Annotated in this window: 8 protein-coding genes and 2 pseudogenes; 3 read left to right on the forward strand and 7 right to left on the reverse strand. The window is 42.4% G+C overall.

Going from position 1 to position 13,571, the window contains the following annotated elements; all coding sequences use genetic code 11:
• A partial coding sequence (locus ACP45E_RS14235) for a PhzF family phenazine biosynthesis protein (RefSeq protein ID WP_069585154.1) occupies positions 1–533 on the reverse strand: 533 nt, incomplete at its 3' end.
• A gap of 367 nt (positions 534–900) precedes the next feature.
• Between ACP45E_RS14235 and ylqF the strand changes: the two genes are divergently transcribed.
• Entirely contained in the window at positions 901–1,845 is a 945-nt protein-coding gene (ylqF, locus tag ACP45E_RS14240; RefSeq protein WP_017038156.1) for a ribosome biogenesis GTPase YlqF, read from the forward strand.
• Between the two features lie 225 nt (positions 1,846–2,070).
• On the opposite strand, the gene ACP45E_RS14245 is transcribed toward ylqF, so the two are convergent.
• Positions 2,071–3,051 (reverse strand): CobW family GTP-binding protein, encoded by a 981-nt coding sequence (locus ACP45E_RS14245; RefSeq protein WP_017033652.1) that lies wholly within the window; start codon positions 3,049–3,051, stop codon positions 2,071–2,073.
• Positions 3,052–3,608: 557 nt separating this feature from the next.
• On the opposite strand from ACP45E_RS14245, the gene ACP45E_RS14250 reads away from it, so the two are divergent.
• Together ACP45E_RS14250 and cqsA are read left to right on the forward strand one after the other, a co-directional pair.
• Positions 3,609–4,562 carry a TDT family transporter gene (locus tag ACP45E_RS14250; RefSeq protein ID WP_017038158.1) on the forward strand — a complete coding sequence of 318 codons (954 nt, stop codon included), beginning with the start codon at positions 3,609–3,611 and terminating at the stop codon, positions 4,560–4,562.
• A 368-nt stretch (positions 4,563–4,930) separates the two neighbouring features.
• On the forward strand, positions 4,931–6,109 hold the full coding sequence (gene cqsA / locus ACP45E_RS14255; protein WP_017038159.1) for an alpha-hydroxyketone-type quorum-sensing autoinducer synthase: 1,179 nt from the start codon (positions 4,931–4,933) through the stop codon (positions 6,107–6,109).
• Positions 6,110–6,182: 73 nt separating this feature from the next.
• Here cqsA and ACP45E_RS14260 read toward each other — a convergent pair whose 3' ends face one another.
• The 5 genes and pseudogenes from ACP45E_RS14260 to ACP45E_RS14280 all read right to left on the reverse strand — a co-directional run.
• Entirely contained in the window at positions 6,183–8,216 is a 2,034-nt protein-coding gene (locus tag ACP45E_RS14260) for a hybrid sensor histidine kinase/response regulator (protein ID WP_017038160.1), read from the reverse strand.
• 341 nt (positions 8,217–8,557) lie between these two features.
• Positions 8,558–9,151, reverse strand: a pseudogene (locus ACP45E_RS14265) (SbcC/MukB-like Walker B domain-containing protein); the annotation flags it as partial.
• 2,292 nt (positions 9,152–11,443) lie between these two features.
• Positions 11,444–11,599: pseudogene (locus ACP45E_RS14270) on the reverse strand (AAA family ATPase); the annotation flags it as partial.
• Positions 11,600–11,601: 2 nt separating this feature from the next.
• Positions 11,602–12,744, reverse strand: coding sequence for an exonuclease SbcCD subunit D (locus tag ACP45E_RS14275; protein WP_017038162.1), 1,143 nt, complete (start codon positions 12,742–12,744; stop codon positions 11,602–11,604).
• 315 nt (positions 12,745–13,059) lie between these two features.
• A partial coding sequence (locus ACP45E_RS14280; RefSeq protein WP_198927726.1) for a 5'-nucleotidase C-terminal domain-containing protein occupies positions 13,060–13,571 on the reverse strand: 512 nt, incomplete at its 5' end.

Below are 13,571 nucleotides of genomic sequence, written 5' to 3' on the forward strand. Positions count from 1 at the left end.
ACATCAAAAGGCGCCAACCGCTTGAGCTGCTCACTGTCATAACTGACTTCTTTGACTTCTTGTTCAGAAGCCAATACCGCGACATAAGCTTGATTGTTCTTTAATACTTGCTGAGGCGTTATTGATAATCCTTTTAGTAAATGCTCTGGGATATCTGAAACTGACTGAAGAGGCTGCTTAGGGAAGTTCATTTCAATACCACCGTCCAACCGCTGAACCACCATTAACTCACCAACACTCAATGTTTCATAGGTGATTTCGCCCTCACAACCGAGGTAGTTAAACAGTACAAATGAAGCAGCCAGCGTTGCATGGCCACAAAAGTCTATTTCGGTTATTGGCGAGAACCAACGGATTTGATAATGGTTATCTGAGGTTTGTTTGATAAAAGCAGTTTCAGAGAGATTATTTTCAATCGCGATACTTTGCATCTGCGCTGAATCTATCCAATGCTCTAATGGAACCACTGCCGCCGAATTTCCTTTAAATTGAACGTCGGTAAATGCATCCACCACATAGATACCCAGTTCCATTTTCACTATACCCTTCTTCAACTGTTTTTCCTTAAACATGATTACCCTTTGTATTTCTTATGATTTCGCTTCGATTACTCCTACCACACTACGCTATTGTCAGTATCACTTCTAGAACATGATTCAAAAACCTCTTGGGCAAACTTATCAACACAAGCTCATAAACACAGCTTCACACTAGCCTAAACAATAACGCATAGGTCTACGATGAATGGATCCATTGAATACAACCGCGTGAATCTTTAGTACAATTGCGCAAAAGTACAGGCGCGCAAAAGTACAATGGCGCAAGATTAAGTTAATGAATGTTGACCGAACGTCGGTAATCACTCGGTCAAAACAACACTATTTAAGGCATTATTTTCAAATGGTTAATAACACAATCCAATGGTTTCCAGGGCACATGCATAAAGCCCTTAAAGAGATTGAAGAAGCGATTCCTCAGGTCGATGTCATTATCGAAGTACTTGATGCTCGTATACCATTTAGTAGTGAGAACCCGGTCATTTCCAAGCTACGTGGCGAAACGCCGGTAATAAAAGTACTGAATAAAAGAGATTTAGCGGATCCGGAGCTTACCCAATTATGGATAGATCACCTTGAAAAAGAACAAGGAGTGAAAGCCATCGCTATTACTACTTCCCAGGCTCATGAAGTAAATAAAGTCATGGATCTCTGCCGTAAACTGGCTCCCCATCGAGAAGAAATCGGAAAGAATATTCGCACCATGATCATGGGGATTCCAAATGTCGGTAAATCCACCATCATCAATTCACTCGCTGGTCGAACTATCGCGGTCACGGGCAACCAGCCTGCAGTTACTCGTCGTCAGCAACGTATCAACCTGCAAAACGGTGTGGTGCTTTCAGACACCCCTGGCGTTTTATGGCCAAAAGTAGAAAACCCACACAGTGGTTTCCGCTTAGCTGCGACGGGAGCGGTAAAAGACACCGCAATGGAATACGACGAAGTGGCTTTCTACACCGTTGAATATCTTGCAAAACAATACCCAGAAAAGCTCAAGCAGCGCTACATGATCGATGAATTGCCTGAGTCGGATGTTGAGCTGATGGAAGAGATTGGACGCAAACGAGGGGCTTTACGCTCTGGTGGTCGTGTTGACCTCCATAAAGCCTCTGAGATTCTTCTTCATGAACTTCGCAATGGGACACTGGGGCAAATTACTCTAGAGCTTCCAGAGATGATCACCAAAGAGCTGGTTGAAGTCGAAATTGAAACAGCGAAAAAAATAGAGCAACAAATTAAGAAAAAAGAAGAGCGACGTAAGCGCTACCTTCGAAATAAGCGTTAGCTCTTTGGTCAGCGAATGCCGGTCAATAGAGGCTAGCTTTGCATCCTAGCAATGTACACTGGTACTGTGCGCTCAAACGATAGACATTATCCGATGAGCGCTTTTCTTCAATCATTATTCAAGTAACAACTTAACTTGTAATCGCTCAGAACTGTTCTGACAGTTAACGATTCATAGGTACAAAGACACAAAACCCCTTACATACAAACACTGAGTACCACACCGTTACATGCCGGCAATTTTAAGTAGAACCGTTTCGAGTTGATCCCATGGCATTAGCTCGGTATCAATGACTTCAATTCTAGATTCGAAACCCTCTAGCGATATCTCATTGACAGAAACCACGCCATTAGCAATGTTAAAAGCAAAGCAACCTTGATTTGTATTCACCACCGCTTTAACGCGTTCTGCTGTCAATGCACTAAACATGGAAAACAGTTCGTCAAAATCAAATGAGTGCTCTGCGCCAAAAAGCCATCCACAACTGTGATAGCCTTGACCAGCGTTTTCTTTTCTGACAAAAGCTTGCCCTGGTGGCAGTTGAAACTGAGGCTCCATCTCTGCATGATGATGGTGATGCTCTTCAATCTGAGCAGACGCATCAGTTTCACGTCTCGTGATATCGAGCGTTTCCAAAGGGATCTGCCCTTGAACGACGGTTTGACTCAAGACCTTAGTTGGATTCTGCTGTGCAACCCAACGTTCGAACACGTCTAAGTCGTTGCTATCACATTGATCCATCTTATTGGCGATGACAACGTCTGCTGTCGCGAGTTGATCATTGAAATTCTGATTTTCAATGTATTTGTCGATACTCAAATTTCGCGGGTCAACGAGTGCAATCGTCGCTTTCAGATCAACATAGTTTTGGTACTGAGGTGAAATGAGCGTTGCCACCACTTTTTTAGGATGTCCAAGCCCTGTTGGTTCGATGATCAAACGATCAGGATTTCGTCTTAACAATGCATTGATCCCAACCGACATTGGAACACCTGCGGTACAACACATACAGCCACCGGGCACTTCTTTAATCATCGCCCCATTTTCCGCCAAAATCGCACCATCTATGCCTATTTCGCCAAATTCATTGACCAGCACCGCCCAATTTTCTTCTTCTGGTTTGTTCTTTAGTAAGTTGAGTATGGCTGTCGTTTTACCAACGCCCAAGAATCCGGTGATGATATTAGTGGGAACACGATTGTTCATGAAAGAACCTTTACATAAGAAGTTATTAAGGGATTATATAGAGAAAGGCTCGGTTTCAAAATGCCTAAACGACGAAAGGCGCACCGAATTAAGTGCGCCCTATCCCTCGTTACTCAATCGTGAGTTCGCGAATCAAGTCATCAAAGATGCAACTTGAACTGTTACGAGGAGCTAAATTTTTGTTACATTGAATCCATCCAAATTGTGCGTAAGACCCTTTGCGTTCCTCCCTGCGAGTCGGTGGTTCAGATTGCCTTACCCATTAACTATGGTTCAAATCTGCAAAAACACAAGCACAGTTAGTGATATCGATCACACTTCAAGCTCATAGGCATACATTATTTCGTCTTGTATTCCTTATCCATTAAGAACCGGACACTTACTTTTCAAACAGTCCGTCAACTAACACTCAACCATGGAAGCCTCACGCTCAGTAGTAACCATTGAAATATTACGGATACTGTTTGCAAATCAACCGACTAGATTGATACTATTCGCCGGGTAAAATCTTGATCCCTAAGATTTTTCACATGCAGTATTCGAATACGGAGTAAATATTGAACTGGAAACGATTTATTCAATTTAGCGGCGTACCACCATCGCAAGCTTCTTTAGCGCTAGGCATGATTGGTTTAGGTCAAGCATGGGATCTTTACTTACCTTTTTATGGTGATTTAATTAGACCCTACCTTGCAGGCATTGGCGCGCTTTTATTACTTCCAGTCTTACTAAAATACACCACTCATTTTAGAACGTTCATTAGTGATCTTCGTCATCCTGTCAGTGGGAGTTTAATGGCCCCCATCAGTATGTCTTTACTGATGCTATGTGACTATTTGGCCGCAGTTTCCCCGATTATTGCTTATCCTATTTGGTTCGCAGCTCTACTACTTCACCTTTCTATGATGACGTTGTTCTTCACATTTCAGCTCTCTAACTTCAAAATGTCGCATATATTGCCTAGTTGGTTCTTGTATCCGGTAGGGTTAATCAGTAGCTCACTTGCAGGGACTCAATTTGGATACACCGTGTTTTCTTCGACTCTAGTTAACACATGTATCGCAATCTACTTCTTTATGCTTCCTGTGGTTCTTTATCGCTTGGTATTTGAAGGCGCATTGTCGGTTCGAGCTAAACCAACCCTGGCAATCATGGCAGCGCCTATCAACCTATCGCTAGCCAGTTACCTGGTCAACTTTCCTAACCCAGACCCTATTTTAACGGGTGCATTAGCGGGTATTGCTGTCACTATGACGCTGTTTATCTATTTATGCTATTTCAGATTACTGCGTCTTCAATTTAAGCCTTCAATAGCGGCAATCACCTTTCCTTCTGTGATTAGCTCTGTAGCAATGTACCGATTGACTGACTTTTTTGACGAGTATCATCCACACTGGCACTGGCTTCATAAATTCGGCTTCTTGGAAGTGACTATTTCTACTGGCTTAGTTATTTGGGTCTCTATCGGATTCATCAAAATGTACTGGCCCCAACTCGGTCAAAAGTCTTAGTTTATTATTTCAACGATCATCGTTTGGGGCTTAACCGCCCCTCTCTACCTCAATGACAAATTTCGCATCAAGAATAACCACTTTAGATAAACGAACACCATTTTCTACTAATTTTAATCACGAAATTTTATCAATGATTTACTAGTCAATTATTAACTTTTTTTAAATGTCTGTTCTTTTCTTCTTAGACATTATTTTAATTAGACGCCGTGATGGTCCGGATTCACGCTCCTAATTCCTTCTCAAAACGTTTATTTCCAACCGTAACTAAAAAAACAGTTTTTCGTTGTCGACCAGTTCATGTTTTGCTGTCATAGATATTTTTATTAATACCCAATCAACCAATATAATAAAAATAAGGTGGAACTATGAATTATAAAAAATCATCAATACTGCCTGAGGCTTGCGCTAAAAAATTAGAACACGATCTCAACCGTTTGATTATTCCTGCCGATAAAGGCAAGAACTTAGTGCTGGGAAAGGCCCCTTCTCCGGGAGATGTTATTCTGCAAAGCAATGACTATTTAAATTTAGGTCACCACCCATCGGTTATCGGTGCCCAGGTTGCTTCATTACTATCAAGTAAAAATAATTCATTTATGTCGAACGTATTTTTACATAATGACGCACTCAGCAGAAAAACCGCTTGTGAAATGTCGAACTATACCGAGTTTGATCACTGCATCATTGCGCCATCCGGTTGGATTGCTAATACCGCTTTAATGCAAACCATTTGTCATTCCCAAACCAATGTATATATCGATTTTTTTACTCACATGTCGTTATGGGAAGGCGCTCGATATGCTGGCGCCAACATTTTCCCTTTTATGCATAATAACACCCGTCATTTGAAGCGTTTAATTGGTCGAAACGGCCCAGGTATCGTTATCGTTGACTCGATTTACAGTACTCTGGGGACTATTGCGCCATTGATCGATATCGTTGCCGTCGCAAAAAACGCTGGTTGCGCGACCGTTGTTGATGAATCTCACTCATTGGGTACGCACGGTCCGCAAGGTGCAGGGCTTCTAAAGCATCTCAATATTTCTGCCGATGTTGACTTTATGACCGCAAGCCTGGCAAAAACGTTTGCTTATCGTGCTGGCGCAATATGGTGTAACAACCGTTTCGGCGAGAGTCTGCCTTATTCTGCTTACTCGTCTATTTTTAGTTCAGCGATGATGGAAAGTGAATTAGAAAGAATCAGAGCGACTCTTTCAGTAGTCAAAACATGTGATCAGGCAAGAGAAACGTTATTTGAGAATGCAAATACCCTGATCCAAGGATTGAAAAAAATTGGCTTTAACATCCGCAGCCAATCTCAAATAATAGCGATTGAAACGGGTGATTCCACTAACACGATAAATGTCAGAACTTATCTTGAGAAGCATGGCGTATTGGGGTCGGTATTCTGCCCCCCTGCGACGCCTAATAATAAAAACCTCATTCGTCTTTCGATAAACTCTGGCATTACGAAAGATCAGATAGAACACGTTATCTCTATTTTTCGCCATGCTTTTAATGAGCCTGACCTGTATTTCATATAACCGTAAATATAAACTATTTTTGGTCCGATTAGCTCATAAAATAGAAGATCATTTTTAGGCGCCATGGTATCGATTAAACATAGTGTTCTATTTTTTCTAGTAACGCATCTTTGGTTGCCGGCTTAATCACATAGTCATTCATGCCAACGTGTTTCATCTGGTCAATGCATTCTTGGCTATTATTTCCTGTATGCCCAATAATGGGGATATTTGATTTTATATGGCCTGATGCTCTCAATATCTGCGTTGCCTTATAACCATCAACATGAGGCATTTCTATATCCATAATGATGATATCAACGTCCTCGCTATCGACAAGCTTAAACACTTCACTGCCATCTTTGGCTTCTACGACTTGAAAGCCCTGCTGAGTGAGTAACAGAGTGGTCAAAAAACGCAGAGAATCGTTATCATCGACCAGCAACACCGTTGTGCTTGTGTACGCCATCGTTTTTTTGGGTATCGCATTCTTATCATCGCAACTGGGGACAAAAAACAAGCATTCTAGCGTTTGGGGTAACGATAATGTCATGTCTTTTTTACTCACGGCACAACAAGATAGAAAGCGATTAAAATTTGAATGGTAGTGTTTATCCGGTTGATATAAGTAAACTATTTTGGCCTCAGTAAAGGAGAGTTTATCCTCTAGTAAAGCGAGAGCCAGTTCATCTATTTCATCGAGATCGACGAATATTAAATCATACTCAAATTGATACTCTTCTCTGTTCAGAGCAGTACTAAGAGAAACGGTTTGGAAAGAGTAGCCGCGATAAAAAGAACCGTCGTTTAACGCTTTTGTTATGGGCAGCTCAACATTAATCGATAGAATGGATTTATTTCGGATAAGATCGAGCTTAATATCTTTAACCCCATCTGAATCACATTTCGGGAACATTAAGACAAACTCAGTCCACTCCCCTTTTTCGGAATGACACACAATATCCCCACCAAACGAGAGCATCACACGTCGGCAAAAGGGCAACCCGAGTCCAAAGCTGCCATTTTTTCCAAACGTGTAGAAATCATTGAATATCGAACCTATCTTCTCTTTTTCAATGCCAACCCCATTGTCTCGAACAGAAAGTACATTAAATTCGTGCGTAGATTCTACACGAATGTCCAATCGAAACGTTTCTTCACCCTGATAATAAAACGCATTTTTGAACAGATTGTACAATGCATACTTTAAAAGCGTGTCGCTGCCTAAGAATTCAAAGTTTTCACTTTTTGATACCACGACAGAATCTTTTGCATTGAGGGATTTGTAGGGATAGCTGTTAATGGCATCAGACAGAACCTCTTCAATGGTGTGTATCGAAAAAGTCGAACGAGAAACCCGATTTTCATCGATAGACGTCAACAGCAAGTCGATGGCTTCATTGCCATTTTTAATAATTTCACTCGCATCATCTAATAACTCACTCACTATCTTTTGATCTTTTTCAGATGGCGTGGGTGCCGACACACTATGGTCAACTAACATGGTTTTTAATAAATCTATCGTCGCTTTTAAAGCACTTAATGGATTTCTCATTTCATGTGCGATACCTGCACCGAAAGACTTGGCTAGCGCTATCTTAGACTCATGTTCCATCTGGTTTCTAAAATAGAAGATGTTTCCAAACATATAGGTAAAGACAAAAATCGGTACATAAGACCAATCAATCTCATGCCAATCCATTTGGCCACCAACAAAATAACTCGCGAGTATTGCACAGCTAATAGACACAACACATTGCATGACAAGAATGCGTGTTTCATGGACCAGGAGTATATGAAGAAAGATCGATGCCATAAAAGACATAACCCAAACAATGGACCAATCGTTCATCATCAACATGAATGAAAAAAAGAACGGTAAGCACAGAGCAATTGCCCACACATAGTAATGCGGTAAATATTTATGTAATGAACGAGGAACAAAGTCTCTTAGCGCCAGCATTAATAACGCGAGCGAACAAACAATCCGTAAAGGTAGGTTTTCATAGGGCTGAGGGAACACTGACGACCAAATATAGTAATAAAACGGAAAGCCTACAAAACCCATCCAGCCGACAATATTAAGATTAGGCTCAGCATACTTGTATATCTTATTAACAAGAGTCATTCCAACTTCCTAGTAAAGGCGCATTGACACTAAATTTGCTCACTGTGTTTAATGTCAGCTTAGTCCTCTTGAACCGTCGATCAATTCCTATTGATACAGGTTTCAATACGACCAAGCGACGCGCCTACTCATTTATTCCTATGCTTTTACGGTAGCGTATTCATACAGCTTCTGCTAATAAACACTTCGATTTTTCTACAGCCTACGAGTGCATATAGAGCCTCTTTCCTAGCGTCGATTTCTCATTCTCAAAGAACTTTTCTTAAGAAAGCCTATGCAGAAACGTACGCTCAAGATGAAAGTAGCCGTTCAGATCACGAACGGCTCAGTATCCGCTATGATCAATGAATGACTCGTACGACACTGCCAGTTCGACTTGGCTCTACGTCAATTCTCAATGTCATTTGTTCTTTGAGCTCACTCACGTGGGAAATAATCCCTATGGTTCTTCCTCCTTGTTGAAGATCAATCAAGGTCTCAATGGCTAGATCGAGTGATTCAGGATCGAGACTGCCAAACCCTTCATCAATAAATAGTGTATCCAAACGAATCCCGCCACTATATGACTGAACAACATCAGAGAGGCCTAATGCCAGGGCTAGAGCGGCCATAAATGATTCACCACCCGATAGCGTCGCCACATCTCGCATTTTACTGGTGTAGCCATCTTCCACAAGAAGATCGAGCCCTGAACCAGCGTTACCCTTTGTTCTTTGAGTCTTACGTTTAAGTTCGTAGCGACCTTTGCTCATTTTACGCAAGCGCAATGATGCTTGAATCAACACATCATCTAAAAGCACACCAAGGACAAAGCGGTGTAGACTGATCTTTGATCCTGTCTTGCCATTGGCAACATCACTGAGCGTACCCACCACTTCATATTGCTTGTTTAATTCTTCGTTCTGCTGCTTGAGCAACTTGAGCTTTTTCTGAACTTCATGATAACGATGCTGCGTCGACTGAAGCAGCGTGTGTTGCTGAGATAGGTCATCATACTCCAATTCAGCCGTCTCTCTCTGCTGTATGAGGTGATCAACATCCGGTAACACTTTATCAGCCAGGCTAGCTTCTATCGCAATTAACTCGGTAGTCAACGCTGTTTTAGTTTGCTCAAATTGGGAAATTCTTAGCTCTAACGCATCGATTGCTGATTTGTTCAATGCACTTTCTATGTAATGAGCTTCAGTGGAAAATGGGCTATCTGTTAACGCCGTATTCCATTGCTCATCAGTTTGGGTTCGCGCCACAATTAACAAGGCTTTTTGTTTTTCTAATTCTTGGTTTTTTGCTTGTGCCGACACAAACGACTGCTGCGACTGGTCAAAATGTGACCTCGCTATTTTCTCTTGGTTAACCACGCGAGCTATTTCAGCATTTAGACTCCGCAACTTAGCATCAACCGAGACTAAATCACCGAATTCTTGAGGCATATTCTCAGTTCTCGAGTCTACTTCTGTCTGTATGCGGGCCATCGATACTTGAGCGATATTCACATATTCTAACTGGGTACTTAGATTGGTTTTAACCTCCAGTAGCGCCTGCTCTATTTCGCGCAGTGACGATTCAACAGACTCGATCCTCACTTGTTTGATCTCGGCTATCTTATGCTCTAACTGTGCAATCGTTTTGTCTGTCTCTTCTGCAGTCAGAGAAGGACGAGCCAGAAGCTGATCGTTAATACCCAAAATAGCTTGTTCTGTTATTGCGATCTCTTTGCCACATTGAGCCAAATCATCCAGACATTTTTGCTCTATTTTGGCGACCTCTTTTTGGTGTCCTCGTGCGATATCGACATTTTTTTTCGTTACTTCCTCACGAGTAAATACAGCAAGTTTTGGGTGCTCGACACTGCCACAGACTGGACATGGTTCATCAATATTGAGATGTTTTGCCAATTGCGCAGCTTGGCTTGAATGCCATAGATATTCTAGATTGTCTGCATAAGCGATGGCGTTTTCCGTTTGTTCTTTTGCCGCGGTTAGTTTAGCCTCTAACTTATCCTGATGTTCAAACTGCGTTTTTTGTTGACGTTCTAATCTCCACTTCTTCTGCTCTAACGTGCGCTGCTCGATAAGAGTATCGAGTTGCTGTTGAAGAATGGGCAATTGCTGTTGATTGTGCTTGGCGTTGTCGAGATCGATTCTTTTACTGGCGATTTGCACTTCCAATCGAGCCATCTCAGTTTGCAACTCATCGCGCTTTATTTCAGCCGATACACAGCTGCGTTGAGCTTCAATCAACTTTATCTCGAACTCAGATCGCTCAACTAACTTAGAACGAACGGAATCCAAATTAAATATCTGGTTTTGTATCTCAGCGAGCCCAGCTTGTGCTAACTGAGCTTGTTTCAAATTTGCTTCCGATTTAGATAACGTTTCTTTAGCGAGAGCCAATGCCACGCTAGACTGCTCTAGCTCAGCCAAATTATCGCTTAACGCTTTATGATTGCCTTTGAATTGAGAATGACAAACCGCCATTGAGAGAGCAAATGACGCATTATCTCGTTGAACGCGTAATTGTTTTACGTGATTTTCCTCGTTCAAGTGATCATTGAGCTGCTGTTTCTTCTGGGCTAAATGGCTAAATTTCTGCTTGAGTTCCTGTGATGCTTTTTCTTCTAACGTGGCTTTATCTAAGACGCTCTTAGATAGGTCAAGGCGCTGCTTTGATTCGCTTAGGCGATCAGTCACCTCATTTAAGTTTTGCTCCAACTGCTTTTCACTGTCAACATTAGCAACATCTAAAACGCCTTTTATTTGATTATCAAACTCGTCTTTCGCTTTTCTTATCCCAGCGGCCTGATCAAACAATGCGCGTTCAATGGCCGTATAAATATGAGTTTGAAATAGCTGACCAAATATCTGTTCACGCTCTTTAGAAGTCGCCGTCAACAACTCTCTAAACTTACCCTGAGGTAACACCATCACTTGACGAAACTGCTTCACATCAAGGCCAATAAGTTCGCGAATTTCTTTTAATACTGGGATTGGCTTGTTCGCAATCAGCTGCTCTTCATCGGTATTCAAACGATACAGTGTCGCGCTGTGTTTTCTTTCCGTCGTACCATCGCCTCTTTTTTTCGGCACTTCTTGCTCCGGCGATCGAACCACTTTGTATGAAACGGCACCGAGTTTAAACTCAAAACTGACTTCGGTGAGCAGTGAGACATCCGCGTAGTCGCAACGCATTTGATCGCCGGTTCGTTCACTGCCCGTAGTTTCACCATATAACGCATAGCAGATAGCATCCAAAATGGCGCTTTTTCCTGACCCGGTTGGACCATTAATCAAAAACAACGGGGCGTTACCCATAGCGGTAAAATCGATCACTTGTTGATTCGCAAAAGGCCCAAATGCTTGCAGTGTGAGATTAATTGGCTGCATGGTTATCCCTTCTGTTCATTGGTTAGCTCTTGGATCACTTTCAAAATGGTGTCGTTTTGTTGTTCTGACAAACTGCTCTTCTGGGCTTCCAAAAAGAAATCTCTGAACATGTCGATTTCTCCTCTCGCCAAACGGGCTTTACTCATTTGCTGCTCGATGCCTATAAGCATTCCAGGCTTCTCAATATGTAAGACATTGGGATACACCGCTCTCAGCTTTTCCATAGGGTCTAAAATGGCGTGTTTGTCGGTCAACCGAATGAGTAAATAGTCATGGGAATGCGGGTCACTGTGACCCTCCGCGATGATCTCATTGAGTTCCCCTTCGATGATCCTCATTTGATGCGGCGCGACCAAATCAATGTGCTGAGCCGATTGAAAACCGTTGCGATCAAGCTCAACCAAAGTCACCCCTTTTTTCTGGTGCTGCTCTGAAAAACTGTATTTCATCAGCGAGCCAGAGTAGCGAATGAAGTCTTCACCTTTTTTCTGTGGCTGGTGTAAATGACCCAGTGCCACATAGTCAAACGGCGTAAAGTGCTTATGACTTACTCTGTCCGAACCACCGATAGACAATGGACGTTCCGATTCTGATTCTATTGCCCCATCAACATAACAATGGCTGAGCAAAACATGTCGATGGTTCGGCATGAACGCTTTCACGATTTCACCAGTCAAAAACTGGTGAGCCTCATCATGTGTTGAAACGGGCTGGTTAAAATGATGGCGAACAAGTTCAGGATCATTGTAGGGCATGGCGTAAAACGCCACTTTTCCAGCTTGTTCTGTTTCTAAAACAATAGGGGCCATCATGTCTTCAAATGAACTGATGATATGCAGCCCTGAACTTCGCATTTGTTCTGAGCCAAAGCCCAAACGCATAGCGCCATCATGATTTCCCGGAATCATAATTATCGGCGTATTTAATTCGCTACAAATCGTGTTCACGGTCATATTCATCAGTTCAATCGCGGCAGTCGGGGGGACCGAGCGGTCATAAATATCACCCGAAATAATAACGGCATCCACGGGGTGCTGACGAATATAATCAATGAGCTGAATGAGCACAGCCTTTTGATCTTCGAGCAGAGAAATATTGTGAAATTGACGGCCTAAGTGCCAATCAGAGGTGTGAAGAAACTTCATAATGCCCTGAACCAATCTTGGTGACGATACTTAGGGCTGATAGTAGCAAAGAAATGATTTCAAAAGGAATGGTAAATACTGAAACGATATTTACAGCCACCTGAGTGGCTGTATTTTAGGGCTATATCCCTGAGAATGGCATGAAATAGACTAAAGCCGCCCAAACCAAAACCCAAGATACCACCACCATGACATCGAACCAATCACGACTCCACATTATTACCTCCCCCCACATCTTCGCATCTTCTCCCAACGAAGACGCGTAAATAACATCAAAAGAGAAGCAAAGATTAAGCCAAGATCTTTTGTGCGTGATTAAGCTTCACCACAGCGCACGTTTTCATTGATTTGATTCAGCTTGTCAGGAAATTCCGTTAATAGCTCTGTAAAGCAATCGGCCATAGAAAGCGAAGTTACCACCCCTTCGTCTTTCATGTTGAGGATCGCGTCGTACCCTTCTTTTCCTTTCATTGTGTACGCCGAAGACGAACCGGTATAGACCATTTCTGGATCCAACGTGACCCAGCCAAAATCCTGTTTATATATTCTAAGGTCTTGTATTCTCTCACCTAAAGGGGCGCTAGGTGAATAATGAAAGCGAAGATTATGGGTGTAAGGATAAGACCCAGAACCGGTCCCATCAACGCCATTATTCGTCGCGTTATTAATGGCACCTTCCAGCACATGAGCTAGGTATTTACCTTTAATATGATAGACGCCGATCGGCACAGCAAAAGGCAACAATTTTCCAGCAATATCCGCGACAGAGACATCCCCTGGATGCAATGAATTTCGAACACCACCGGCATTAAGATCGGAAGAGCGGT

It is taken from the genome of Vibrio genomosp. F10 str. 9ZD137, from assembly GCF_049974785.1.
Classification (GTDB): Bacteria; Pseudomonadota; Gammaproteobacteria; order Enterobacterales; family Vibrionaceae; genus Vibrio.